Below are 23811 nucleotides of genomic sequence, written 5' to 3' on the forward strand. Positions count from 1 at the left end.
CTTCACATCCCGAGCCGCGCATAGGCCTCCTCGTCCCAGCGTTTGTGCACCCAGAAATATTCCTCGGGCCGCTCGCGCACCCGCGCCTCGATGAAGTCGGTGATCCTGCGGACCGCGACCTCAACGTCCTCCTGGCGATCGCCGGTTTGCGGCAACGGGATCGGCTCGTGGACGATGACGCGGAAGCGGGCGCCCTTCAGCCGCTGCACCGACATCGGCTGAATCTGGCCGCCGAACCGCAGGGCGAGCTTGGCCGGGCCTGTGGCCGTATGCACCGGCTGGCCGAAGAACAGCGACGCCACGCCGCGGTTGTTCTTCTGGTCGTTCATCAGCGCCACCGACTGGCCGCGCCCCATGGCCTGCAGCATCTCGCGGATGCCGTCGCTGCTCTTGGGCGCGAACAGTTCGACGCCATAAGCCTTACGGCTCTCGACGATCGCCTCGTTCACATAAGGGTTGTTGGCCTTGCGGAAGGTGATCGCGCAGTCGATGCCGGCGCCCAGGATCACCGAGGACATGATCTCGAAATTGGACAGGTGGCCGGAGACGAACACCGTGGCCGGGCCATGCTCGGCTATGGCCTTCAACCGCTCCATGCCCACGACCTCGACCCGACCGCTGTCCAGGGTCAGGCGGTCCATCATCAGGAATTCGGCGAAGTAGCGGCCGACGCTCTCCCACTGGGCGCGGCGGATACGCTCGCGCTCGGCCTCGCTCATCTCGGGAAAAGCCAGGCGAAGATTGCGCCGGACGGTCTTGTCGACCCCGGTCAGCGGCCCCAGCTGGGACAGGATCCAGGCCCCCAGGTCCGAGGCGGCGTCGACCGGCAACAGGCGCAGCAGGAACTTGACCGCGCCGTAGCCGACGGCCTCCAGCCGCCAGGCCAGGTTCTGTCCGAAGGAAGCGTCGACGGGGTCCAAGCGATCGGCCAATCCAAGCAAGTGCGGCTGCGGCGCGAAGCCGGCGCACAAGCTGCGCCGATCCCGTTCGCCGCCGCGGCATATCGCTTGCCAGGGGAAAGGCCAAGCGTCCCGCGTCGGGACGGCAAGCTATTTGAAAGGCTAGCCGGTGGGCAACGAAATCGACCTTCACCTGGGCAAGCGGCTCCGGCGTCGCCGGCGTCTGCTCGGTCTGACCCAGCAACAGCTCGCGGACGCCGTCGGCGTTCGCTTCCAGCAGATCCAGAAATACGAGTGCGGCGCCAACCGCATCTCGGCCGCGCGCCTTTGGAGTCTGGCCGAGGCGCTGGAGGTTCCCGTGGGCTATTTCTATGACGGCCTGGCCGCCAGCGCGCCCGTCGAGATCCCGCCCGAACGCGGCGAAGGCGGCGAAGTCCTGGCCCGCAAGGAGACCCAGGACCTGATCCGCGCCTACTACCAGCTGGGCGAGCGCCCGCGCCGCCGGCTGCTGGACCTGGCCAAGTCGCTGCACAACGGCGCCGAAGCGGCCTAAGCTCGATGATCGCCGCGCGGGGCTTCGCGGCTCCGCGCTCATATTGCTGAGCGCGGGGCTTTGCCGCCCCGCGCTGAGAGGCTATGGCTTGCGCCATGCCTGACACTCTCGATTCCGCCCGCCTGGACCAGCTCGACGCCTTCCTGCTCGAGCTGAACCGGGCGTCCGCGGACGTCATCCTGCCCCTGTTCCGCGCCGACCATGGCCTGGAGGACAAGGCCGCCCCGGGCGTCGCCTTCGACCCGGTGACCCAGGCCGACAAGGGGGCCGAGGCCGCCATCCGCAAACGGCTGTCTGAGCGGTTCCCCGAGCATGGGGTGATCGGCGAGGAATACGGTGAAGACCGGCCAGACGCCGAGTTCGTCTGGGTGCTGGACCCGATCGACGGCACCCGCGCCTTCATCGCCGGCCTGCCGCTGTGGACCACCCTGATCGGCCTGCGCTTCCAAGGGCGGCCCGTGCTGGGCTCGATCGGCCAGCCCTTCATCGGCGAGGTGTTCGTCGGCTCCGACCGCGGCTCGCGCCTGATCTCGGCCGCAGGGACCCGCCCGCTGGCCGTACGCGCCTGTCCCAGCCTGGAGCAGGCGGTGATCGCCACCACCGACCCGGTCCTGTTCCGCGACGACGCCCAGGCCCAGGCCTGGGGCCAGCTGCGCGCCGCGGTGCGCCTCGCCCGGTACGGCTGTGACGCCTATGCCTACGCCATGGTGGCCATGGGCAAGCTGGACCTGGTGGTCGAGACGGGTCTGAAGGCCTGGGACATCGAGGCGGCCGTGCCGGTGCTGGCCGGCGCCGGCGGCTTCGTCGCCGACTGGCGCGGCGCGCCGATCGGGACCCAGGGCGGCAAGATGCTGCTGGCCGGCGACCGCGCCGCCATGGAACAGGCCGCCGAGATCCTCAGCCCGGCGGCTTAGAGCCGGCGCCCACCTGTTCGGCCAGGGCGTCGAATTCGCGCCAGAACTGGGCGCGGATGTCGTCGGTCTCCATCAGAATCTCGTGGAAGGCGCCCTTGACCTCGACATAGCGGGCGCCTGGCACGCGGGCGGTGACCGTCCTCTGGTCGGCGTTGCTGACCAGCCGCTCCAGCTCGGCGCCCATCACCACCAGCGGAATATGGATGCGGGTCACCTCGGGCGCGGTGTGCAGCCAGTCCACGGCGCGGAAGGCGCTGGCCAGCCAGCCCCAGGTCGGCGCCCCCAGGGCCAGGTCGCGGTCGGCCAGGATCTGGCGGCGGGTGCGGTCGTAGCGCGCCCGGTCATGGGTCAGCTGGTCCGCTTCGAAGGTGGTCGTATAGGGGTCGGTGGCCCCGCCCAGGATGTAGCCGCCGCCCCGCCCCAATGCGGCCAGCCCCTTGGACATGGACCTGGCTAGCCAGGGCGGGATCTGCCCGGTGTTCAGCCCCAGCATCGGCGCCGACAGGATCGCCGCGTCGAAGCCGCCGATCTGCTTGGCCAGGGCGGTCAGGGTAAGGCAGCCGCCCATGGAATGCCCGACGGCGATGCGCGGGTGCGGCAGGCGGTCGTCGAACTGGGCCACCAGCCGGCGAAAATCCTCGATGAAGTCGTCATAGCCCGCCGCATGGCCCTTCAGCCGGTCGCCCAGGAGCCGGGCCGAGCGCCCCTGGCCGCGCCAGTCGTGGATCAGCACCGAAAAGCCGCGGGCGACCAGCTCGCCCACCACCTCGACATATTTCTCGATCGGCTCGGTGCGCCCGCCGCTCAGCACCACCGACCCCCTGGGCTGCTCGGCCGGAGCAAACGCCGCGCGCATGGGCAGGCCGCCGACCCCCTCGTACCAGATGGCCCGGGTTCCGGGTGGAAAGGCGCAGTCGGCGGTGGCCAGCAGGGGCGCGTCCGCGCCGGTCTCGAAGGTCTTGGCGTCCATGGGCTCGAAGTTGGCCGCTTGCGGCGCACAAGTCAAAGCGGCTTGCGAAACCTCAGGGTCATGCGGTCGCTCTCGCCGATCGCCTGGTAAGGCCGGGTGTCGAACTTGGGATCCGGCGGCTTGCCCTCGGGCGCGGTGCGCAAGGTCGGCGGCAGGGTCCAGACGCCGAAGGGATGGTCGTGGCCATCCTTCGGATTGGCGTTGATCTCGCTGGCCGCCTCGAAGGCGAAGCCGGCCTCCTTGGCCATCTGCTGCACATAGGCTTCCTGCACATAGCCGTTGGCCGCCAGCACGTCCTGCACGCCGCCGGGCGGGGCGCGGTGGGCCTCGACCCCCAGGGCGCCGCCGGGCTTCAGGGCCAGGAAGGCGTCATGGAAAGCCTTTTCCGCCATGCCGCCGCGCATCCAGTCGTGCAGGTTGCGCAGGAACAGGGCCAGGTCGCACGAGCCGGCCGGCGCCGCCGGGCCGGAATTGGGACCGAAGGCGGTGAACTCGACCCTGCCATAGAGCTTGGGGCTGGCCTTGATGCGCCGCTGGAAGGCCTGGGTCACCGCCTGGGCCGCAGGGCTGACCGGCTGGATATTGGCGGCGTAGAGCGTCCCGCCGGTGGCGGCGAGGAACGGGGCGATGATGTCGGTGTACCAGCCGGCGCCGGGCCAGAACTCGACCACCGTCATGCCGGGCTTCAGCCCCCAGAAGGCCAGGCTCTGGGCCGGATGGCGCCAGGCGTCGCGGGCCCTGTCCGCGGGCGGGCGCCAGGGCCCTGCGGCCGCGGCCTCCAGCGTGGTCGGCGGCGCGGCGGCCGAGGGCGCTGCGCCCTTGCGCGAACAGGCGGCGACAAGGCCGCCCGCGCCGGCGGCCAGAACGGCCCGCCGCGGCAAATGCCCGATGCTGCGCTTCATGTCCGGCGCCTTCTTCCGCGCCCCCGCGGCCGACCGGCCAAGCCTTAGCGCGACGGCGCAGCCCGGTCAAAACCGGGTCTGGGATCGATCCGGCTTGACGCAGTGATCTGTGACTGCAGATTGGTGAACAATCAAAAGCAAGGGGGAAAACATGGCGCATAAGAACCTGCTCATCTGCCTCACAGTTGTGATCTCAGTTGCGCTGACGGCCGGTTCCGCCGCGGCGCAGGACGACGGCCTGCCCAAGTCCCTGGCCGAGGCGGTGAAGATGGAGGCGGCCGACGCCCTGCCGCGCACAGCTCTCTATGACGCGCCGAAGTCCCTCGCGGCGAGCAAGCCCGGCGCGCTGCTGAAGCACGAGGCTTTCGACGGCTATGACCTGCCCAAGGGCGCGCGGGCGGTGCGTATCCTCTATCATTCGCAGAACGACCGAGGCCGCGACGTGGCCACGAGCGCGGTGGTGCTGATCCCCGCCGGGACCGCCCCCGCCGGCGGCTGGCCGGTGATCGCCTGGGCCCACGGCACCAGCGGCGTCGCCCGCCAGTGCGCCCCCTCGCTGATGAAGGACCTCTATTACGGCGAGGAGGGCCTGATGCCGATGGTCCGCGCCGGCTACGCCGTGGTGGCCACCGACTATCATGGCCTCGGCACTGACGGCGGCCACCAGTACATCGACAAGCCGGCCCAGACGAACGACGTGGTCTTCTCCATCCCCGCCGCGCGCAAGGCGGTTCCCGAGCTCGGCGCCCGCTGGGTGGTCGACGGGCACAGCCAGGGCGGCCTCGCCGCCTGGGGGGTGGCCGAACTGGAGGCCAGGCGGCATGACGCGGGCTATCTGGGCGCGGTGGCCGTGGCCCCGGGGGTGGGGCTAAAGAGCCTGTCCCAGCACCTGGCCGACCCTGGCGCGGCCAGCTTCTATCTCGACTATTTCGCCTATGCGATCGGCCACATGTCGCCGGGCTTCAAACCCTCGGACATGCTGACCGGCCAGGCCCTGGCGCGCTATCACGACGTGACCACCAAGGGCTGCTGGGACTACGCCTACGCCAGCTACCTCGGCGACACCACGCCGCCGAAACTGAAACCGGGCTGGGACGAGACCCCGGCGGCCAAGCGCCTGTTCACCACCGACGCCGCCGGCGAGGCGCCGCTGGGTGGCCCCCTGTTCGTCATCGCCGGCGAGCAGGACCACTCGGTGCCGCTGTTCGCCGTCCGCGAAACCGTGGCCAAGGCCTGCAAGGCGGGCGCGACCCTGAACTTCCGCGTCTATCCAGGCCTGGACCACGACCCGACCATGGACAAGTCCACCCCCGACCAGCTGGCCTGGATCGCCGACCGGTTTGCGGGCAAGGCGGCGGGGAATGACTGCCCGGCCGCTGCAAAGTAGCAGTTGCAGGGAGGCGGGGCGCAACGCCTATCCGCGAACAGGGCCTAAGATCCTTCCATCTGCGCCTTGTTGTTTCGCCAGCCGCCACAAAGCCCTTCCCCCAGCAGGGTCTCGCGCTGCTGCTCGACGAGGCGGGCGCGAAACTGGACGTCGCACCAGGGATCGGCTTCCGCCTCGGCTGATTTCCAGCGCCGTTCTTGGATGAGGATCTGGGCCAGTTCGAAATGGAGCATGGGCTCCAGGATTCGCGGCATCGCGCCAGCCCAGGCGTCGTGCTCGTCGATGGCTGCCCGCGCTTCCGCCTCGGCCGGATAGAGATCGTTCCGGGCCAGGAGGTAATCGCTGCGGATCAGGCGCGCGCGGGGATCGTGCGGATAGAGTTGGACCAGTCTGGCGGTCCGCCGGTCGAAATCCGGGTCCTGCAGCGCCTGGGGCGTGGCCTGCGGCAACTCGCTCGCATAGGGCTCCCCGGCCTGCGCGTAGGTCGGGTAGCGCAGGGCGACCAGCAGAAAGGCGACGGCCGCGATGGCCGCGCCGGCCAGGCCGACCCGGCTGGCGAGCTTCTCCCCGGCAGGATGCACGCGCTCCTCGGGCCATGCCGCCCGGATGAGGAAGCCCAGCAACAGCCCGGCCAGAAAGCCGCCGCCATGGCCGTTGTAGTCGATCGGTGCGCCCTGGACGCTGGAAAAGGGGATCAGGGCGGGGATGGCGATGCGGGCGCAGGCGAACTGGATGCGTCGGCGGCGGTCGGCAGCGTGGACATGGAAACTGATCACCAGCGCCACCGCCAGCAGCCCCATGATCGCGCCCGAGGCGCCCACAGTCGTGGTTTGCGATGGGTTGCACAGGATCGAGGCCACCGTCCCGCCGAGGCCGCAGATGACGAAGGCGGCGGCCAGCCACGCCCGGCCGATCAGCCGCTCGAGCGTCGCACCCGCCATCAGCAGCACGATGCAGTTGCCGACGATGTGAGCGAGGTTGGCATGCAGCAGGGCGGCCGTAATCAGGCGCCAGGGCTCGTGCGCACCGAACACCAGCTGGCGGCTGGCGGCGCCGAGCGCAATGAGGCTGTTCGGTCCCGGGGTCGTATCTGGCGTCGGACTGATATTGAAATGGCGTTCGGCCGCGTAGATCAGGGCCAGGGCGCCAATGATCGCAAGGGTCAGATAGGGCGCCGGGCGACGAGCGGATCGCACCGCGAACTTCACCTTCAGCTCGGGCTCGATCACCATCGCGCCGGCGAGCAGGGTCTGGGGTAGCGCGCCCCGCAGCGCCGAGCCGCCCGCGCCGTCGCCACCGACGCGCCGTCCGAAGGTCGCCTCTTCGCTCATGCCGCGGCTCCGAAGCTCGTGCAATCGGAGTCATAGGACGCGAAGGTTGTGAAACCGTGGATAGCGGCGCAAGGCGGCTTGCCGTAGTGCGTTCAGGAGTGAGCGCAGGGTTCCCTGAAACGGCGGCGGGAAGTCCGGCTTGGGGCTCCGCTGCTCGCTCAAGACTGGGCCGCAAGCACGCCGATCCGCGGCTGCTCTAAGCGCCGGCCTTGACCAAGCTTGAGCCCCAAGCTGCAATATCACCTGAGGCTTTCAAGATGGGTGCAGGGGCACCCAACGCCAAACAGTGGGGGTGAATTTGGCCGTTGTTTCCGGATTTCAACGCGCGGAACTCAAGCAGCCCAAGTTGCATCCGACTCAGGTGGTTTGCCATTGGGCGGTTCTGCAGTCAGAGGCTGGCGGACCGATCCTTCAGCTCGACACACGAGGGTCTGTCGATCGGGAAATGCCAGGCAAAATAAGCCAATCCCTGCAGCTCACGCCGGAGAGCGCCGCGGAACTTCTATCCATAATTCGACGAGAATTTAGACTTCCATGACCCCTACAGCGTCCGCGCGATCAGCACCTTCATGATCTCGTTGGTGCCGCCGTAGATGCGCTGCACCCGGCTGTCCTTGAACATCTGCCCGATCGGGTACTCGTTCATGTAGCCATAGCCGCCGTGCAGCTGCAGGCACTCGTCGACGATCTTGCACTGCAGGTCGGTGACCCAGTACTTGGCCATCGACACCGTGGCCGCATCCAGCTTGCCCCGCAGATGCAGCTCCAGGCAGTGGTTGACGAACACCTTGGCGATGGTGGCCTCGGTCTTGGCCTCGGCCAGCTTGAACTGGGTGTTCTGGAAATCGATGATGCGCTTGCCGAAGGCCTGGCGCTGCTTGACGTAGTCGATGGTCACGGTCAGGGCGCGCTCGATGGTGGCCATGCCCTGCAAGGCGATGATCAGCCGCTCCTGGGGCAGCTTCTCCATCAGCTGGAAGAAGCCGCGGCCCTCCTCGTGGCCCAGCAGGTTGGCGGTCGGCACCCGCACGTCGTTGAAGAACAGCTCGGAGGTGTCGGCCGCCTCCTGGCCGACCTTGTCCAGGTTGCGGCCGCGCTCGAAGCCCGGCGCGTCGTCGGTCTCGACGAACACCAGCGAGGTCCCCTTGGCGCCTTGGGCGGGGTCGGTCTTGGTCACCACACAGATCAGGTTGGCGGTCTGGCCGTTGGTGATGAAGGTTTTCTGGCCGCTGATGACGTAGTGGTTGCCGTCCTTCTTGGCCGTGGTCCGCACGCCCTGCAGGTCCGACCCGGCGCCGGGTTCGGTCATGGCGATGGCGGTGACGATCTCGCCCGAGGCGATCTTGGGCAGCCAGCGCTGCTTCTGCTCTTCCGAGCCATAGGCCTCGATGTACGGGGCGACGATGGCGTTGTGCAGGGTCAGGCCAAAGCCCTCGACCCCCTTCAGCCCCATCTGCTCGATCAGGATCGCCTCGTGGCGGAAGTCGCCGCCGGCGCCGCCATGGGCCTCGGGCATGGAGACGCCGAGAAGCCCGGCCTGCCCCGCCTTCAGCCACATCTCGCGCGGGACGATGCCGGCCTCGCGCCATTTCAGCATCTCGGCCGGGCTGGCGTGATCATCGAAGAAACGGCCGGCCGCGTCCTCGAAGATGTTGAGGTCCTCTTCGGCCATGAAGGCCGGCTTTTCCACCTGCAGCACGCCCATGGCCGTCGCTCCGTGTCAGATCCTGCTTCAGGCGTGTGACACAGGCGAGGAGGCGGGAAAAGCACGACGTAACGGGAGGCTACCCCCCTTTTTCAGGCCTGCTCGACGGCCTTGGCGGCGGCGTCGAGGGCGGCGGCCAGGGCTTCGACCTGGGCGTCGCTCAGGGGCCCGCGGGTAAGGCGCAGGCGAAGGGCCGTCTTCAGGTTCTCCATCGCCCGCACCAGTTGCGGGGCGTCGCGGCCGCGGCTGGCGGCGGCGGCCTGGTCGACGCGGCCCTTCAGCTCGGCCAGGGCTTCGGCCTGGCTGTCCAGCTGGGCCTGGCCTTCGGGGGTGATGGTGTAGAGCTTCTTGCCGCCCTCCTCGGTCGGCCGGGCGTAGCCCAGGTCTTCCAGAAGGGTCAGGGTCGGATAGACCACGCCGGGCGAGGGGCTGTAGGCGCCGCCGACCGAGTCTTCCACCGCCTTGATCAGCTCGTAGCCATGGCGCGGCTTTTCGGCGATCAGCTGCAGCAGCAGAAGGCGCAGGTCGCCCTGTTCGAACACCCGCTCGCGACGGCCCGAACGGCCGAAACCGTGCGGACCCCGTTCGCCCCAGCCGAAGCCGTGGCGGGCCCTTTGCTCGCGGTGCATGCCCATATGATGAAATCGATGCATTTTGATGCTCCTTAGATATATCGATGTGTTAGATATATCTAAGATGGATCAGATTGCAAGGGGTCGGGCAAAGAATCTGAAAACTGGGGATTGGCCTGAGGCCCAGACGCGCAAAAGCCCGCGCGGCGGGGGGGGTGACCGCGCGGGCTCGCTATAGCGCCGAGGATCGAAGCGGGGGCTCCGGGGGCTGGGGGGCTGTACAGGGCCGAAGCCTTGGTCGCCCGATCCGTCGACGATGTGACTATCGCGGCTCAACCTGGCGTGCGTTCGTCCGAAACAAGGTCATTTCATGGCCCAGCCTTCGGCTTCGACACGAAAGGCGGCGACTGTGTCCTGGGCGCAAGCCTTCGCCGTCCGCGCCGCATTTTCCCGGCGCTTTGCGCTTTGCCGCAGGCGGGGTTAGGCTCTGAATCGTGAGCCTGGACCAGATCCCGACAGAGCCCTACCGCGCGGTCGTGTTCTTCGACCGCCGCGAACTCGACAAGCTGCTTCGCCTCTATGGCCGGATGGTCGCCGCCGGCGAATGGCGCGACTATGGCATCGGCGGTCTGCGCGATGCGGCGGTGTTCTCGGTGTTCCGCCGCGCCTCCGAGGCGCCGCTCTACCGCATCGAAAAGCGCCCCGCCCTCGCCCGTCGCCAAGGCGCCTGGGCGGTGATCGCCCAGGGCGGCCACGTCATCAAGCGCGGCCACGAGCTGGACCAGGTGCTGAACGTGTTCGACCGCGGGCGGCTCAAGCTTGTCGAATGAAAAAGCCCCGGCGGAGGCCGCCGGGGCTCGAAAGCACTGTATCCAGTCCTGTCCTCAGCGGCGGCTGCCGCCCATGAAATAGAGCAGGAAGCGGAACAGGTTGATGAAGTCCAGGTAGAGGCTGAGCGCGCCGAAATTGGTCGCCACGCCGATGGCCGCCTCGTTTCCGCCCAGCTGGTAGTAGGTCGCCTTCAGGCGCTGGGTGTCGTAGGCGATCAGGCCCGCGAAGATCAGCACGCCGAACACGCTGATCATGAACTCCATCATCGCCGAGTGCAGGAACATGCTGACGAAGATGGCGATGATCAGGCCGACCAAGCCCATGATCAGGAAGCTGCCGAAGCCGGTCAGGTCCTTCTTGGTGGTGTAGCCCACCAGGCTCAGGGCGCCGAAAGCCGTGGCCGTGACTAGAAAGGTCGTGGCGATGCTGGCGCCGGTATAGAGGAAGGCCAGCGAACCCAGCGAAGCGCCGATCAGGGCGGTGATCACCCAGTAGATCGCGCCGGAGGCCCGCGGCGAGATCGACCGCATGGCAAAACCCGAAAACAGCAGGATCATCAGCGGGGCGAAGGCCACCAGGGCGCCCAGGCCGGTGTAGCCGACCAGCCGGCCGTCATAGGTGACCCTGAACAGCATGGCGGTCACCGCCGGGACGCTGGAGGTCAGGTAGGCCATGGCGGCCGAGAGCACCAGGCCGAGGCCGACCTTGTTGTAGACGCCGAGCATGAACGCGCGCAGTCCCGCGTCCACCGACATGTCGGCGACGCCCGCCGTCATGTTGCGGGGATAGCCGCGGTTGAAGTCGCTCATCGAGGTTGAATCCTTGTTGCGCGCCCAAGACGGACGCCCCTGAAATATCGGTCACCGCCCGCCGGCCCGCAAGGGGTATCGAATTGCGGCAAAGCTCGGGCTTTTTGGCGGCGAAAGCCCCGCGGTTTCAGGGTTGCCTGAGCACAGGCGCGGGGCGGCGAGCCAGGGCGTGGGCGGCGGCGACTAGGCCGCCGGCGCCGGTCAGGCCCGCGGCGGCGGCGAGAAGGGCGGCGAGCCCGCCCCAGTCCATGCTCCAGCGGGCCTCGAACAGCTTGACCACTACCGGCCAGGCGGACGCCGCGCCAAGGGCCGCGCCGGCCAGGCCCGCCACCAGCCCCACCGCGCCATATTCCACCACATAGGCCAAAAGGATCTGCCGCCGGGCCGCGCCCAGCACCTTCAGAAGGGCCGCTTCGCGCGCCCGGGCCTGGGCGCCGGCGGCTATCGAGCCGGCCAGGACCAGGAGGCCGGCCAGGGCCGCGACCCCGGCGGCGGCGCGCACGGCCAGGGCCAGGCGGTCGAACAGGGCGGCGGCCGTCTCCAGCTGCTCGCGGACGCTGATCACATTGACCATGGGAAAGTCGCGCCCCAGGGACCGGGTCAAGGCCAGCTCGTGCGCCCGGTCCATGCGGGCGATAGCCACGCTGCGCAGCGGCGCGCCCTCCAGCGCATGGGGATTCAGGATCACCGCGAAATCGGGGCCGAAGCCGCCGAAGTCGACCTTGCGCAAGGCGCCGACCCTGGCCTCGATGTCCCGGCCCAGCACCTGCAGGGTCAGGCTGTCGCCGACCTTCAGCCCACCGGCAGCGGCGACATCGGCCGACATCGCCACCAGCGGCGGCCCGGCATAGTCCGCCGGCCACCAGCGGCCCTGGACCACGCCCGCGTCGCGGGGCTCCGGCCCGATCACCGAAAGGCTGAGGTCGTTGTCATAGGCCCAGCGCTGGCTCTCGCGGATCGCCTTGCGGTCGACCGGTCGACCTTTCAGGCCGGTGATGCGGCCGGTGACGAAGGGAAAGCGCTGATAGACGTCGGGATTCAGCGGCCCCATGCCCGCCGCCACCGCCCGGTCGAAGGCCTCGGCCCGGCCTTGCGGGATCTCGGTGAACACCACCGCCGGGGCCGACTTGGGCGCCACGGCGCGCACCTGGTCCAAGAGGCTCGACTGGATCAGCACCACGGCGCTGAGCAGGGCGACGGCGAGACCGATGGCCGGGGTCGCGGTGCGGGCGGCCGAGCGGGGCCCGGCGAGATTGGCCAGGCCCAGACGCCAGGGGCCGCGGACCAGGCCCCGCAGCCGTCCCGCGCCCCAGACCGCCAACCGCCCCAGGGCCCAGAGCACGGCCAGGGAAACCGCCACCGCCCCGATCATACCCCCGGCCAGGGCCAGGTTGGGCGCCGTGGCCAGGGTCAGGCCCGCCAGGCCCAGCCCGGCCAGGACGGCGCCGACCGCCTCGGGCGTGAAGCCGACCCGCGACGCCAGGTCCTGGCGCAGCAGCGAAGCCGGTGAGGTCGCCCGGGCCCAGGCCAGGGGCTCGAGCGAAAAGGCGGCGGCGGCCAGGAGGCCGAACAGGCCCGCCTTGGCCAGGGGCAGGGGATAGATGGCGAACAAGGCCGGGACCGGCAGCGAGTTCTGCACCACCGCCCCCAGTACCAGGGGAATCGCCGCCCCGACCACCAGGCCGATGCCGACGCCCAGGGCCGAAAGGGCGGCGATCTGGATCAGATAGACGGCGCGCGCCAGCGGCCCCTCGGCGCCCAGGGCCTTCAGCACCGCGATCGAGCCCTTGCGCGTCTCCAGATAGGCCTGCACGGCGCCGAACACGCCGAGCCCCCCGGCCAACAGCGAGGCCAGGCCGATGAAGCCGAGGAAATAGTCCAGCCGGTCGATCAGCTTGCGCGCGCCAGGCGCCGCGTCGCCGCGGTCGCGGATGCGCACCGGATCGCCGGGCAGGGCGGCGCGCAGGGCTTTGACGGCCTTGGCCGGGTCCTGGCCGGCCGGCAAGGCGATGCGCGCCGTCTCGGCGTGCAGGGTCCCCGGACCCATGAAGGGGCTGGACTGTACGGCGGCGAGGCTGGTCAGCACCCGCGGCCCCAGCGCAAAACCGCGGCCCAGCCGGTCCGGCTCGCCCAGCAGCACCGCCCGGGCGACGAAGGTCTGGTCGCCGACCAGGAAACGGTCGCCGAGCTTCAGGTTCAGGCGTTGCATCAGCGCCGGCTCGACCGCCGCGCCGGGACCCTCGGGCGAGACCGCCAGCGCCTGGGCCAGGCCTGGCGCGCCTTGCAATTGAACCTGGCCGGCCAGGGGATAGCCGGGGCTCACCCCGCGGATCTCGACCAGCCGCCGCTCGCCGCCAGGGGCGGTGGCCATGGCCTCGCCGCCGGCGGCATAGACCACCTGGCCGAGCCGGGCGAAGGCGGCTCGCTCGGCGGGGGTGAAGTTGCGCTGCTGCACCGAGACGGCGACGTCGCCGCCCAGGATCTCCCGCGCCTGCGAGGCCAGGCCCCGGCGGAAGGCCTCGGCCGTCGAGCTCGCCGCCGCGATCGCAGTCACCCCGACCGCGAGGCAGGCGAGGAAGATGCGAAATCCGCGCACGCCCCCGCGCAGCTCACGACCGGCGAAGCGGAAGGCGAGACCGAGCGAACTCACGCGGGCGCTCCGGCCTCACTTGTGATTCGGCCGTCGGCCATGGTCACCACCCGGTCGGCGCGGGCGGCCAGGGCGGGATCGTGGGTGACCATCACCAGGGCCGAGCCGGCCTCGGCGACCAGGCGAAACATCAGCTCGGACACCGCCTCGGCGTTGGCGGCGTCGAGATTGCCTGTGGGCTCGTCGGCGAACAGCAGCCTGGGCCGCGCCGCCAGCGCCCGAGCCAGGGCCACGCGCTGCTGCTCGCCGCCCGAGAGCTGGTGCGGATAGTGCCGGCGGCGGGCGCTGAGGCCCACACGCTCCAGCCAGTCCTGTGCGGTTTCGCCGGCGCCCGCCTGGCCGGCGATCTCCAGCGGCGCGGCGACGTTCTCCTCGGCGGTCATGTTGGGCAGCAGGTGAAAGGCCTGGAACACCAGCGAGACCCGCCCGCGGCGCAGGCGGGCGCGGCCGTCCTCGTCCAGGGCGGCCAGATCCTGGCCGAACAGACGGGCGGTCCCTTCGGTCGGCCGCTCCAGACCAGCGGCGATGGCCATCAGCGAGGACTTGCCGCTGCCGGACGGCCCGACCACCGCCACGCGCTCGCCCGTGGCGACAGTCAGGTCGACGCCCTTCAGAATGCTGACGGGTCCGGCGGCGGAGGGCAGGGTCAGCGCGATGCGCTCGAGCTGCAGAGGCGGTTCGGGCGACGTCATGCGCTTTCGGTTGAGCTCCGGGGTCGATCCCTACATAAGCCGTAGCGATGGAATTCAAACCCGAAACCCGCCTGACCCGGCGCGAAGGGCTGATCGGCCTCGCCGCCGCCCTGGCCGCAGGCAGCGGCGCCCGTGCGGCAGGTTCGGCGCCGGTGGTCACCATCCTGGGCGACTCCATCACCGCGGGCCTCGGCCTGCCCGCCGCCGACGCCTTGCCGGCCCAGCTCTCGGCCGCCCTGGCGCGGATCGGCAGCCCGGCCCAGGTGCGCGGGGCCGCCGTCTCGGGCGACACCACCGCCGACGCCCTGGCGCGGGTGGATTTCAGTGTCCAAGGCGACACCCGCCTGTGCCTAGTGGCCCTGGGCGGCAATGACCTGTTGCAAGGCGTCGAGCCGCGCGCCGTCGCCGCCAACCTGACCGCCATCGTCCGGCGACTGAAGGCGCGGCGGATCGCCGTAGTGCTGGCCGGCATGCGCGCGCCGGCCGGCATCGGCTCGGCCTATGCCCGCGAGTTCAACGCGATCTACGCCCAGGTGGCCAAGGCCGAGGCGGTGCGGTTCTATCCCTTCCTGCTGGAGGGCGTGGCGGCCGATCCCCGGCTGAACCAGGCCGATTCCATCCACCCCAACGCCGCCGGGGTCAAAATCATCGCCTGGAAGCTGGCCCCCGTGCTGGCGCGGGCTCTCAAGGCCGGCCGCTGAGCCGGTTGCAAGCCGGGGGGTCGCCCCCAACCTTTAAATCCATGATCCGTCTGTTCGCCGCCCTTCCCATCCCGCCCGAGATCGCCGAGGGCCTGGTCCGCCGCCAGCACGGCCTGACCGAGGCCCGCTGGAGCCCGGCGGAAAACCTGCACATCACCCTGCGCTTCGCCGGCGACGTGGCCGAGACCACGGCCGAGGACCTCGACAGCGAGCTGTCGCGGGTCGCAGCCGAGCCGTTCGACCTGAGCCTGGAGGGCGTCGGCGCCTTCGGCGAGGGCCGCGACATCCACGCCATCTGGGCCGGGGTGGCGGAAAGCCCAGCGTTGAAGCGCTTGGCCCAGTCCTGCGAGAGCGCGGCCCGCCGCGCGGGCCTCGCCGCCGACACCCGCGCATACCGCCCGCACGTGACCCTGGCCTACCTGCGCCGGCCAGACCCGGCCCTGGGCGCAGCCTGGATCCAGTCCAACAACCTCCTGAAATCGCCGACCTTCCGCATCGACCGCTTCGGCCTCTATTCCAGCCACGCGACCAAGGGGGGCTCGCGCTACCAGCTCGAGCGGCTCTACGGCCTGGGCGGGAACTGAACCCCGGGTGGGCGCGGATATAGCGGCTGGCGGGATTTCGCGGCCGTTCGGGAACCGAACCGTGGCCATAGTCTTAATAGATGGTTAAGAAACCGGGCCTGGCGCGGCGCCGGCGCTTTTGTTTGTCCCCGGAGGACCTCACCCCTGGTCAACGCGACGCGGCGATCCGCCCTGGCCGGCCTTGCGAGCCTCGCGCTCGCCCCGAGCTGGAGCCTTGCGGCGGCCGCCGGCGGCGGGTTGCGCCTGGGCTCGCCTGCGCCCTTCTCCTTCGAACGCTTGAAAGCTCGCGCCGCCGAGTTGGCGCGCCGTCCTTTCGCGCCGACGCCGGCCCCGCCGCGAAACCTGGTCGAGGCGGTGGACTACGACGCCTTCGGGGCGGTGCGCTATCGGCCGGATGCCGGCCTGTGGGCCGACCCGCCGAGCGACGCCACGGTACGCTTCTTCCACATGGGCCGCGCCGCGACCCAGCCGGTCGCCATGCACGTGGTCGAGGGCGGCCAGGCGCGGCAGGTGATCTATGCCGAGAACCTGTTCGACGCCCCCGCCGACTCGCCGGCGCGCAAGCTCGGCCCCCGCGCGGGCTTCGCCGGCTTTCGGGCGATGAACCCGGACCAGCAGGGCGACTGGATCGCCTATCTGGGCGCCTCCTATTTCCGCTCCGCCGACCCGTTCAATCAGTACGGGCTCTCGGCCCGGGGCCTGGCGATCGACACCGCCATAGACGGGGCGGAGGAATTCCCGAGCTTCACCGCCTTCTGGCTGGAGAAGGACGCTCAAGGCCGCCTGCTGGTCCACGCCCTCCTGAACGGGCCGAGCTGCACCGGCGCCTTCCGCATCCTGCACGACCGTCCGGCCAAGGGCGGCCTGCCGGGCCTTACCCAGACCATCCAGGTCCAGCTGAATTTCCGCAAGGCGGTGACGCGCCTGGGCCTCGCCCCGCTGACCAGCATGTACTGGTACGGCCAGAGCGATCGCACGCCCACCGATGACTGGCGGCCGCAGATCCATGACAGCGACGGCCTTTCCATCTGGACCGGCGCCGGCGAGCGTCTCTGGCGGCCCCTGGCCAATCCGCCGCGGGTCACCACCAATCTCTTCTTCGACAAGGGCCCGCGCGGTTTCGGCCTGATGCAGCGCGATCGCCAGTTCCAGGACTATCAGGACGACGGGGTGTTCTATGAAAAGCGGCCCAGCGTCTGGGTCGAGCCCGTGGGCGACTGGGGCGAAGGGTCGGTGCAGCTGGTGCAGATCCCCACCACTGGCGAAACCGACGACAACATTGTCGCGTTCTGGACCCCGTCGGCCCCGGTCCACGCCGCAAGCCGGCTCGACTACGGCTATCGCCTGCTCTGGACCGGCGAGGAACCGGGCCCTTTCGGCGTGGCCCGCGTGGTGGCCACCCGGCAGGGCCGCAGCGGTCGCCCCGGCCTTCCGGCGATCCCTGGCCGGCGCAAGTTCGTGATCGACTTCGAGGGGTCCGGATTGGCCGGCCTGGACCGCTCCAGCGGGGTTCAGCCGGTGGTCGAGGCGCGCCCCGGCCGCATCGTCGATCCGGTCGCCTACCCTGTGGTGGGAACCCCGCGCTGGCGCCTGGCGTTCGACGCGGAGACGACCGGTCTTGCCTCGGGTGCGGCTGTTGAATTGCGGGCGTATCTGAGGCGCGGCTCGGCCGCCCTAACGGAAACCTGGTCGTATCAGGCGTTCGCCGCATGACGTTGCTCGCTTTCGGATCCGCGGCGCCGCGTTTTGGTGTTCACAACGCCGTGATTCCGCCGCAGACAGGGACGATGCTCGCGGCTGCGAATTCGTCCGTGCCCGCCGCTTCGCCGCCGTTCGCCCTCCACGCTCGCGAGTATTGTGTATGAACGCCTCCGTCCGACGGCCCCTGGCCTTCGCCCCCCTCAGCGTGTGCGACCCGATCGTCGCCGACCTGCCGGAGGCCGCGCCGATCGACATGCCCGTGCAATCCCTTTGGGAATCGGCGCGCCGGCGCCGGCGCATGGCTCCGGGCACGGCCCAGGGCTGGCGCGTCGCGGCCCTGTCGGCGATCACCCTGGCCATGACCGTGCCCGCGACGGCTGTCCTGGCCTCGGGTCTGAGGGTCGACGGGCTGAGCGTGCTGGATTTCGCGCTTCTGGTCGTGTTCGCCCTGCTGTTCGCCTGGACGACCTTCGCCTTCGTCAGCGCCGCTGTGGGCCTGATCGCCGTCGAGGAAGAAGCCGAGGACTGCCTCGACCCGGCCGAGCCGGTTCCGACCCTCGCCAGCCGCACGGCGGTGCTGGTCCCGGTCTATAACGAAGACCCCAGGTCCGTGTTCGTGCGGTTGAGAGCGATCGCCGCCTCGATCGCCGAGACCGGCCAGGCCCACGCCTTCGCCCTGTTCGTGCTGAGCGACACCACCAAGGCCGAGATCCGCGTCGCCGAACAGGCCGCCTTTCGCCGCTTCAAGGGCAGCGGGACCGGCGTCGAGGCCTATTATCGCCACCGGCCCGAGAACATCGACCGCAAGGCCGGCAATATCGCCGACTGGGTCAGGGTGTTCGGTGGGGCCTACGAGCAGATGGTGGTGCTGGACGCCGACAGCCTGATGAGCGGCGAGACTCTGGTGCGGCTGGCCGGCGCCATGGAGCGCAACCACCGCCTGGGCCTGATCCAGACCCTGCCGACCCTGGTCAACCTGACCAGCCTGTTCGCCCGGGCGCAGCAGTTCGCCAGCCGCCTCTATGGCCCCATGCTGGCGCGCGGGACCGCCTGGTGGTCGGGGCCGCAGGGCAACTACTGGGGCCACAACGCCATCCTTCGGGTGAAGGCCTTCGCCGATCAGGCCGGCCTGCCACATCTGGCCGGCCGTCGCCCCTTCGGCGGTCACATCATGAGCCACGACTTCGTCGAGGCCGCCCTGATGCGCCGCGCCGGCTGGGAGGTGCGCATGGCCACCAAGCTCGGCGGCTCCTACGAAGAATCACCGCCGACCCTGGCCGATCTGATGGCCCGCGACCGGCGCTGGTGCCAGGGCAACCTCCAGCATGCCCTGGTGGTGCCGGCGCGCGGCCTGCACTGGGTCAGCCGCCTGCACCTGGTGCGCGGCTTCTGCGCCTATCTGACTTCGCCCCTGTGGCTGGCCCTTCTGGTGATTGGTGCGATCCTGTCCGTGGCGCCGAAACTGGGCGCCTATCAGGCCGCGAACGCGACCGCCGCCGACCTGAACCATCGCTCGGCCGCGCTCACAGCCGTGTTCGCCATCTCCATGGGTATGGTGTTGGCGCCCAAACTGATGGCCTTCGGCGTGGCCATGGTCCGCCGTGAGACGCGCGTGGCCTTCGGTGGTCTCCGCCGCGCCCTGATGAGCCTCTTGGCCGAGATCGGACTTTCGGCCCTGATCGCTCCGATCATGATGCTGAGCCAGACCCGCGCCCTGGCCGACATTTTCCTCGGCCGCGACTCCGGCTGGTCGGCCCAGACCCGCAAGGAGGGCGCATTGTCCTTCAGAGAGGCGACCCGCCGCCACCGGGTCGACACCCTGTTCGGTCTGGTGCTTGCGGCGGCCAGCCTTTCGGCCTCGCTGGCGACCTTCCTCTGGCTCTCGCCCGTGATCCTGGGCCTGCTCTCGGCCATTCCGCTCGCGGTCCTGACCTCGCGCCAGGACCTGGGGCTGAAAGCCCTGCGCGCCGGCCTGTTCCTGATCCCCGAGGAGCGCGCGCCGCCGCCCCTGATCCGACATGTCAGCGCCCTGATGGCGTGGCCATCGGATTTCAGCTTCGACGCCGCATCGGCCTGGCTGATCAGCGGCGGCAAGGTCGAACCGATGTTCGGCTAATCCTGCCGCGCCTTCAGCTCCGCGAGCAGTTCGCCGAAGCCGGTCTTGCACACGAACCCCAGGCGCTCGGCCGCGCGGCTCGGGTCATAGACCCGGTCGATCGAGGCGAACATGGTCCAGCCCAGGCGGTTATAGATCTCGCGATAGCCAGGAAAATAGCGCTCGACCACGGCGGGCGCGTCGCGGATCAGGTCCTCGGCGTCGTCCGGTGAGAACGGCGGCCGGGCCGAGATGATGAAGATGTCAAAGCCGAGCTCGGGCGCCTTGTCCAGCGCCGCCACATGGGCCTCGGCCGCGTCCGCCTGGGTCAGGCGGCGATAGAGCAACTCGTTGGCCTTGGTATTGGCGTCGGACTGCTCGATCGCATGGGCCATGTCGTCGGCCTCGGGAAAAAAGCGGCTGGTGCGCAGCACCACCACCGGCAGGCCGGTCTGCAGGTTCACGACCCGGCACAGGCTCTCGGCCGCCAGCTTGGTCGCGCCATAGATGTTGCGCGGCTCGCAAAGCGCCGCCTCGGTCAGCCAGACCGCCTCGCGCGCGCCTCCCCTGGCTCCCTCGCGGATCGCCTGGGTGATCATCAGCGAGGTGGTCGAGGTGAAGACAAACCGCTCCACCCCCTGGTCGGCTGCCTCTTCCAGGAGGTTCAGGGTCCCGGTGACATTGACGTCGATGAAGGTCTGGCGCCCGTGGCGGGCCATGTCCGGCTGGTGCACGGCGCCGGAATGGATCACCGCCTGGACCTTGTGATCCCCGATCGCCTGGCGCACCAGGGCCCGGTCAGCGACCGAACCGACGATCGCCGTGCGTTCGGACGGGACCGGGTCGAGGCCGATCACCTCATGACCTAAGGCGACGAGTCGCGGCGCCAGGCTTTCGCCCAGCCAGCCGGAGGAGCCGGTCAGAAGGATGCGCATGAGGCCACAACTCCGAATCGCCGCAGGAACGGCGAAGATAGGGAGATCAGGGCTCGAACCCCAGATGCAGGGCCACTTCGCGCCGATGCGGGCGGCGGCGGTGCTCGAACAGGTAGATCCCTTGCCAGGTCCCCAGCGCCAGGCGTCCATCGATCAGCGGGACGACCAGATGCACGCCTGTCAGGGCGGCGCGCAGGTGCGCCGGCATGTCGTCCGGGCCTTCGTCGTCATGGGCGTAGCGGCCGGGCGCTTCGGGCGCGATCGCCTCGAAGAAAGCTTCCAGATCGCCCCGCACCTCCGGTGCAGCGTTCTCCTGGATCAGCAGCGAGGCCGAGGTGTGGCGACAGAACAGGGTCAGAAGGCCGGTTCGCGCGCCCTGGCGGCGGACCCACTCGGCGACGGGGCGCGTAATTTCCAAAAGACCGCGGCCCGGCGTGTCGAAGGAAATGATCTCTGCGGCGTGGGGCATGGGAAAGCCATATCAGCTTCAAAGCCCTCACGGCGCGCGGATGTTCCGTCGCCTATTCCGGCACGGCCTCGCCCGAGCCGCCGAATTCGGCCGGGAAATCCCTCAGCTTGGGCAGGCCGTCCTTCATCGGCAGCACGGTCTCGGCATAGTTGACGTGCACCCCCGGCTTGAAGTCGAGCCCAGGCAGGGTGGCCGTGAATACGTCGATCAGGCCCAGCGGCGGGTGGTTGGTCATCAGATGCCCGCCGCACTTGGCGCAATACTGCCGCTGGCTGAGGTCGGTCTTCTGGAATGTCGCCAGGTGCTCGGCCCCCTTGGTCACCTTGATTGACTCCGGCTTCCACAGGCTGAAGGCGTTGACCGGCCCGCCGGACCAGGATCGGCACGAGCGGCAATGGCAATAGCCCATCGCCTCCGGCTCGCCCGTCGCCTGAAGTTCGACCGCGCCGCAAAAGCAGTTCCCGACATAGGCCATCGTGGCCTCCCATCAGCCCGTTGAGATAGCGACGTTATGCCTAAGCCTGGCCGGCGCCAATCGCGGGCGGGCGCCAGGCCATGCCGATCGACGCCGGCGCCGTGGGCTGAAAGCCGAACTGGGCGTAGAGGTCCTTGGCCGGGCCGTCGGCGATCAGGCTGACATAGCCGGTCGGCGGAACCTCGGCCTCCAGCCAGGCCATGATCTCCACCATGATCGCCTTGCCGTAGCCGCGACCCTGGAATCGGGGATCCACGGCGATGTCGACCACCTGGAAGAAGCAGCCTCCGTCGCCGATCACCCGGCCCATGCCGATCGCTTCGTCGCCCATGAACAGCTGCACGGCGAAGAGGCTGCCGGCGAGGCCCCGCGCGGCCGCCATGGGGCTCTTGTCGCTGAGGCCCGCGGCTGTGCGAAGCCGGCGATAGGTCTCGACGGACGGAACGGCGTCCGAGACTCGAATGGATTGGGTCACGGCTGGCTCCGGGAGGGAACGTCGATATCGCAGATGCTGAAATCCGCGCCCTTGGCCGCGCGAACCTTGCGGATCAGGGCGGCGAAGGCCGCCGAGCGCGGGTTCATCACCTCGAGTTTGGGACGCTCCGTCGCCGGCAGGTCGGCCATGACGCGGACCTTGATCATGCGGTCGGGATGGGCCGGCGGTTCGCCGATCGCCACGGTGCGCACCACGTCCAGCCCCTGCACCACACGCCCCCAGACGCTGTAGCTGCGGTCCAGCCGCCGGCTGGGCTCGCGCATGAAGAAGATTTCGCTGTTGCCGGTGCCCGGGTCTTCCTCGCGCCCCATGCCGACCACACCGGCGCAATAGGCGCCGGCGGCGCGCAAGGTTCCGTCGGGGCGCGGCAGCTGGCTGGCTGAGAACGGCGTAGCGCCGACAAAGCCGGTGATCCCGTCGCTGGCGCGGGAGGCGATCGCGTCCGCCGCATCGGGCTTGAGCAGGAAGTCGAATTCGGGCGGCAGGTTCGGGTGGCTGGAGGTTCCGCCGTCGCGGTTGTTGGGATTGCCGGTCTGGTCGACGAAGCGGTCGATCACCCGGTGGAACAGCAGGCCGTCATAGACTCCCTCGCGCGCCAGGAGCTTGACCCGGGCCACCGACTGCGGGGCGAACTCGGGGCGCATCTCGACCACGATCCTGCCCTGGCTGGTGTCGATCACCAGGGTGTTGTCCGGATCTAGCCCACGCCAGGTCGGCGCCGGCGCTGCGCTCGCCGCGCCGGCGCATAGCGCCAGGCAGAGCCCGGCCTGCATGGCCCATCGCCGCATGGTTCCCCCCTCCAGTGTCATCAGCCTTCATAGCCGGCGCGACGCCGTTCTGTCGCGGGTGGACTCCCGTTCGTCCCGCGCGCATCGTGCCGTTAAACAACCGGAACTGGGGGGAAGACTTGAACCGAATCGTCCGCGCGCTCGCCCTGGCTCTGGCCCTGGGCTTTTCCGGCCTCGCCGGCGCCGCCCAGGCCGCGGCCCGCGCGCCGCTGATCCTGATCGCCCTGGACGGTTTCCGCGCCGAATACCTGGACCGCGGCGAGACCCCGAACCTCGCCGCCCTGGGCGCCGAGGGCGTGCGGGCCGAGGCCATGCGGCCAGCTTTCCCCTCGGTCACCAACCCCAACCACTATACCCTCCTGACCGGCCTCTACCCCGCCCATCACGGGGTCGTGGACAACATGATGAAGGACCCCGCCCTGCCCGGCCTTTGGTTCGGCGGGGTCGAGGACGGCAGGGACAACGCCGACCCGCGCTGGTGGGGCGGCGCGACGCCGATCTGGATCACCGCCCAGCGCGCGGGGCTGAGGACCGCCTCCGACGGCTGGCCGCATGACTGGGTGGTCATCAAGGGCCAGGTCCCGACCTATCTCGAGCCGCGCAATCCCAGCGCCCACGTCGCCGACCAGGTGGACAAGGTGCTGGCCTGGCTGGACCTGCCCCTGGCCCAAAGGCCGGACTTCATCCGCCTGCACCTCGATCCCACCGACGCCATCGGCCACATTTTCGGACCCGACGCGCCGCCGACTAACATGGCCATCAAGCAGGTCGACGGGGCGATCGGCCGGCTGGCCCAGGGGCTGAAGGCCCGCGGCCTCTACGACAAGGTCAACATCATCATCGTTTCCGACCACGGCATGACCGAGGTCAGCCCGGCCCGCACCTTCAAGCTGGCGGCCCTGGTGGACTCGAAGCTGGTGGATGTAGCCACCTTCGGCTCCGACCTCGGCGTCACGCCCCTGGCCGGCCACGAGGCGGAGGTGGAGAAGGCGCTTCTGGGCCGCCATCCGCACCTGTCCTGCTGGCGACGGGCCGAGATTCCCGCCCACCTGCACTATCGCGACGGCCCGCGGGTCCCACCGATCTTCTGCCTGCCCGACCTCGGCTGGCTGGTGGTGACGCCGGGGGGCGAGAAGCTCTATGGCGGGCTGAAGGGCGACCACGGCTATGACCCCAACGACCCGGACATGTGGGCGATCTTCCTCGCCCATGGCCCAGGCTTCAGGTCAGGCGCCAACCTGCCGCTGTTCGAAAATGTCGACGTCTATCCGATGATGACGAAGCTGCTGGCGCTCAAGCCGGAGCCCAATGACGGTCGGCTGGCCGAGGTCGAGGGTGCGCTGAAGTAGGCG

General features: G+C 69.7%; 23 protein-coding genes. 9 read left to right on the plus strand and 14 right to left on the minus strand.

The genetic code is table 11. The annotated features are described in order from the left end of the window. Positions 1 to 2 precede the first annotated feature (2 nt). Entirely contained in the window at positions 3 to 920 is a 918-nt protein-coding gene (locus KCG34_RS14955; protein ID WP_211936445.1) for a lysophospholipid acyltransferase family protein, read from the minus strand. Positions 921 to 1068: 148 nt separating this feature from the next. Between KCG34_RS14955 and KCG34_RS14960 the strand changes: the two genes are divergently transcribed. Together KCG34_RS14960 and hisN are read left to right on the plus strand one after the other, a co-directional pair. After that, positions 1069 to 1452 carry a helix-turn-helix domain-containing protein gene (locus KCG34_RS14960; protein WP_211936446.1) on the plus strand — a complete coding sequence of 128 codons (384 nt, stop codon included), beginning with the start codon at positions 1069 to 1071 and terminating at the stop codon, positions 1450 to 1452. A 95-nt stretch (positions 1453 to 1547) separates the two neighbouring features. After that, positions 1548 to 2366 (plus strand): histidinol-phosphatase, encoded by an 819-nt coding sequence (hisN, locus tag KCG34_RS14965; protein ID WP_211936447.1) that lies wholly within the window; start codon positions 1548 to 1550, stop codon positions 2364 to 2366. Here hisN and KCG34_RS14970 read toward each other — a convergent pair. Further along, positions 2350 to 3336: an alpha/beta fold hydrolase gene (locus KCG34_RS14970; RefSeq protein ID WP_211936448.1), complete on the minus strand. Its 987-nt coding sequence runs from the start codon at positions 3334 to 3336 to the stop codon at positions 2350 to 2352. The two genes, hisN and KCG34_RS14970, sit on opposite strands and share 17 nt — an antisense overlap. A gap of 32 nt (positions 3337 to 3368) precedes the next feature. Continuing rightward, positions 3369 to 4238, minus strand: coding sequence for a class I SAM-dependent methyltransferase (locus KCG34_RS14975; protein WP_211936449.1), 870 nt, complete (start codon positions 4236 to 4238; stop codon positions 3369 to 3371). A 151-nt stretch (positions 4239 to 4389) separates the two neighbouring features. Between KCG34_RS14975 and KCG34_RS14980 the strand changes: the two genes are divergently transcribed. Beyond that, positions 4390 to 5625, plus strand: a complete 1236-nt coding sequence (locus KCG34_RS14980) for a lipase family protein (protein WP_211936450.1) — start codon at positions 4390 to 4392, stop codon at positions 5623 to 5625. Between the two features lie 44 nt (positions 5626 to 5669). Here the strand turns inward: KCG34_RS14980 and KCG34_RS14985 are convergent, their stop codons facing one another. The 3 genes from KCG34_RS14985 to KCG34_RS14995 form a co-directional block, all read right to left on the minus strand. Then, complete coding sequence (locus KCG34_RS14985; RefSeq protein ID WP_211936451.1) at positions 5670 to 6956, minus strand: rhomboid family intramembrane serine protease; 1287 nt, start codon at positions 6954 to 6956, stop codon at positions 5670 to 5672. A 541-nt stretch (positions 6957 to 7497) separates the two neighbouring features. Further along, positions 7498 to 8661: an acyl-CoA dehydrogenase family protein gene (locus tag KCG34_RS14990; protein ID WP_211936452.1), complete on the minus strand. Its 1164-nt coding sequence runs from the start codon at positions 8659 to 8661 to the stop codon at positions 7498 to 7500. A 92-nt stretch (positions 8662 to 8753) separates the two neighbouring features. Continuing rightward, positions 8754 to 9314: a PadR family transcriptional regulator gene (locus tag KCG34_RS14995; protein WP_249138032.1), complete on the minus strand. Its 561-nt coding sequence runs from the start codon at positions 9312 to 9314 to the stop codon at positions 8754 to 8756. Between the two features lie 413 nt (positions 9315 to 9727). Here KCG34_RS14995 and KCG34_RS15000 point away from each other — a divergent pair, with 413 nt between their 5' ends. Beyond that, positions 9728 to 10063: a DUF2794 domain-containing protein gene (locus KCG34_RS15000; protein ID WP_249138033.1), complete on the plus strand. Its 336-nt coding sequence runs from the start codon at positions 9728 to 9730 to the stop codon at positions 10061 to 10063. A 54-nt stretch (positions 10064 to 10117) separates the two neighbouring features. Here KCG34_RS15000 and KCG34_RS15005 read toward each other — a convergent pair whose 3' ends face one another. The 3 genes from KCG34_RS15005 to KCG34_RS15015 all read right to left on the minus strand — a co-directional run bounded on the left by KCG34_RS15005 (position 10118) and on the right by KCG34_RS15015 (position 14215). Beyond that, entirely contained in the window at positions 10118 to 10873 is a 756-nt protein-coding gene (locus KCG34_RS15005) for a Bax inhibitor-1/YccA family protein (RefSeq protein ID WP_211936453.1), read from the minus strand. A 127-nt stretch (positions 10874 to 11000) separates the two neighbouring features. Next, positions 11001 to 13523, minus strand: a complete 2523-nt coding sequence (locus KCG34_RS15010) for an ABC transporter permease (RefSeq protein ID WP_211936454.1) — start codon at positions 13521 to 13523, stop codon at positions 11001 to 11003. Then, positions 13520 to 14215 (minus strand): ABC transporter ATP-binding protein, encoded by a 696-nt coding sequence (locus tag KCG34_RS15015; RefSeq protein ID WP_211936455.1) that lies wholly within the window; start codon positions 14213 to 14215, stop codon positions 13520 to 13522. Before KCG34_RS15015 ends, KCG34_RS15010 begins: the two co-directional genes overlap by 4 nt. A gap of 47 nt (positions 14216 to 14262) precedes the next feature. Between KCG34_RS15015 and KCG34_RS15020 the strand changes: the two genes are divergently transcribed. From KCG34_RS15020 to mdoH, 4 genes are all read left to right on the plus strand, one after another. Next, entirely contained in the window at positions 14263 to 14916 is a 654-nt protein-coding gene (locus KCG34_RS15020; protein ID WP_211936456.1) for an arylesterase, read from the plus strand. A gap of 41 nt (positions 14917 to 14957) precedes the next feature. Continuing rightward, on the plus strand, positions 14958 to 15500 hold the full coding sequence (gene thpR, locus KCG34_RS15025; protein ID WP_211936457.1) for an RNA 2',3'-cyclic phosphodiesterase: 543 nt from the start codon (positions 14958 to 14960) through the stop codon (positions 15498 to 15500). Between the two features lie 276 nt (positions 15501 to 15776). After that, positions 15777 to 17213 (plus strand): OpgD/OpgG family glucan biosynthesis protein, encoded by a 1437-nt coding sequence (locus tag KCG34_RS15030; RefSeq protein ID WP_211936458.1) that lies wholly within the window; start codon positions 15777 to 15779, stop codon positions 17211 to 17213. A gap of 148 nt (positions 17214 to 17361) precedes the next feature. After that, a complete protein-coding gene (gene mdoH, locus KCG34_RS15035; protein WP_211936459.1) occupies positions 17362 to 19317 on the plus strand; it encodes a glucans biosynthesis glucosyltransferase MdoH in 1956 nt (651 codons plus the stop codon). On the opposite strand, the gene KCG34_RS15040 is transcribed toward mdoH, so the two are convergent. From KCG34_RS15040 to KCG34_RS15060, 5 genes are read right to left on the minus strand one after another with little or no spacing between them, the layout of a single operon-like run. Next, positions 19314 to 20231 (minus strand): NAD-dependent epimerase/dehydratase family protein, encoded by a 918-nt coding sequence (locus KCG34_RS15040; protein ID WP_211936460.1) that lies wholly within the window; start codon positions 20229 to 20231, stop codon positions 19314 to 19316. The two genes, mdoH and KCG34_RS15040, sit on opposite strands and share 4 nt — an antisense overlap. Positions 20232 to 20277: 46 nt before the next feature. Further along, positions 20278 to 20700, minus strand: a complete 423-nt coding sequence (locus KCG34_RS15045; RefSeq protein WP_211936461.1) for a secondary thiamine-phosphate synthase enzyme YjbQ — start codon at positions 20698 to 20700, stop codon at positions 20278 to 20280. Positions 20701 to 20752: 52 nt separating this feature from the next. Further along, the gene (locus KCG34_RS15050) at positions 20753 to 21175 is read right to left on the minus strand and encodes a GFA family protein (protein WP_211936462.1); all 423 of its coding nucleotides are present in this window, start codon (positions 21173 to 21175) and stop codon (positions 20753 to 20755) included. A gap of 40 nt (positions 21176 to 21215) precedes the next feature. Next, positions 21216 to 21650, minus strand: a complete 435-nt coding sequence (locus tag KCG34_RS15055) for a GNAT family N-acetyltransferase (protein ID WP_249138034.1) — start codon at positions 21648 to 21650, stop codon at positions 21216 to 21218. After that, positions 21647 to 22459: a peptidylprolyl isomerase gene (locus tag KCG34_RS15060; protein ID WP_211936463.1), complete on the minus strand. Its 813-nt coding sequence runs from the start codon at positions 22457 to 22459 to the stop codon at positions 21647 to 21649. Before KCG34_RS15060 ends, KCG34_RS15055 begins: the two co-directional genes overlap by 4 nt. A 119-nt stretch (positions 22460 to 22578) precedes the next feature. Between KCG34_RS15060 and KCG34_RS15065 the strand changes: the two genes are divergently transcribed. Beyond that, entirely contained in the window at positions 22579 to 23808 is a 1230-nt protein-coding gene (locus tag KCG34_RS15065) for an alkaline phosphatase family protein (RefSeq protein ID WP_211936464.1), read from the plus strand. The last annotated feature ends 3 nt before the right edge of the window (positions 23809 to 23811 follow it).

The organism is Phenylobacterium montanum (assembly GCF_018135625.1).
In the GTDB taxonomy this organism is placed as follows: Bacteria; Pseudomonadota; Alphaproteobacteria; order Caulobacterales; family Caulobacteraceae; genus Poindextera; species Poindextera montana.

Coding starts and splice junctions, on each gene's coding strand:
- KCG34_RS14970 (WP_211936448.1), bottom strand. CDS start 3,336: ATGGACGCCAAGACCTTCGAGACCGGCGCGGACGCGCCCCTGCTGGCC.
- hisN (WP_211936447.1), top strand. CDS start 1,548: ATGCCTGACACTCTCGATTCCGCCCGCCTGGACCAGCTCGACGCCTTC.
- KCG34_RS15005 (WP_211936453.1), bottom strand. CDS start 10,873: ATGAGCGACTTCAACCGCGGCTATCCCCGCAACATGACGGCGGGCGTC.
- KCG34_RS15050 (WP_211936462.1), bottom strand. CDS start 21,175: ATGGCCTATGTCGGGAACTGCTTTTGCGGCGCGGTCGAACTTCAGGCG.
- KCG34_RS14995 (WP_249138032.1), bottom strand. CDS start 9,314: ATGCATCGATTTCATCATATGGGCATGCACCGCGAGCAAAGGGCCCGC.
- KCG34_RS14980 (WP_211936450.1), top strand. CDS start 4,390: ATGGCGCATAAGAACCTGCTCATCTGCCTCACAGTTGTGATCTCAGTT.
- KCG34_RS15045 (WP_211936461.1), bottom strand. CDS start 20,700: ATGCCCCACGCCGCAGAGATCATTTCCTTCGACACGCCGGGCCGCGGT.
- KCG34_RS15060 (WP_211936463.1), bottom strand. CDS start 22,459: ATGCGGCGATGGGCCATGCAGGCCGGGCTCTGCCTGGCGCTATGCGCC.
- mdoH (WP_211936459.1), top strand. CDS start 17,362: ATGAACGCCTCCGTCCGACGGCCCCTGGCCTTCGCCCCCCTCAGCGTG.
- KCG34_RS15040 (WP_211936460.1), bottom strand. CDS start 20,231: ATGCGCATCCTTCTGACCGGCTCCTCCGGCTGGCTGGGCGAAAGCCTG.
- KCG34_RS14990 (WP_211936452.1), bottom strand. CDS start 8,661: ATGGGCGTGCTGCAGGTGGAAAAGCCGGCCTTCATGGCCGAAGAGGAC.
- thpR (WP_211936457.1), top strand. CDS start 14,958: ATGATCCGTCTGTTCGCCGCCCTTCCCATCCCGCCCGAGATCGCCGAG.
- KCG34_RS14985 (WP_211936451.1), bottom strand. CDS start 6,956: ATGAGCGAAGAGGCGACCTTCGGACGGCGCGTCGGTGGCGACGGCGCG.
- KCG34_RS15015 (WP_211936455.1), bottom strand. CDS start 14,215: ATGACGTCGCCCGAACCGCCTCTGCAGCTCGAGCGCATCGCGCTGACC.
- KCG34_RS14975 (WP_211936449.1), bottom strand. CDS start 4,238: ATGAAGCGCAGCATCGGGCATTTGCCGCGGCGGGCCGTTCTGGCCGCC.
- KCG34_RS15020 (WP_211936456.1), top strand. CDS start 14,263: ATGGAATTCAAACCCGAAACCCGCCTGACCCGGCGCGAAGGGCTGATC.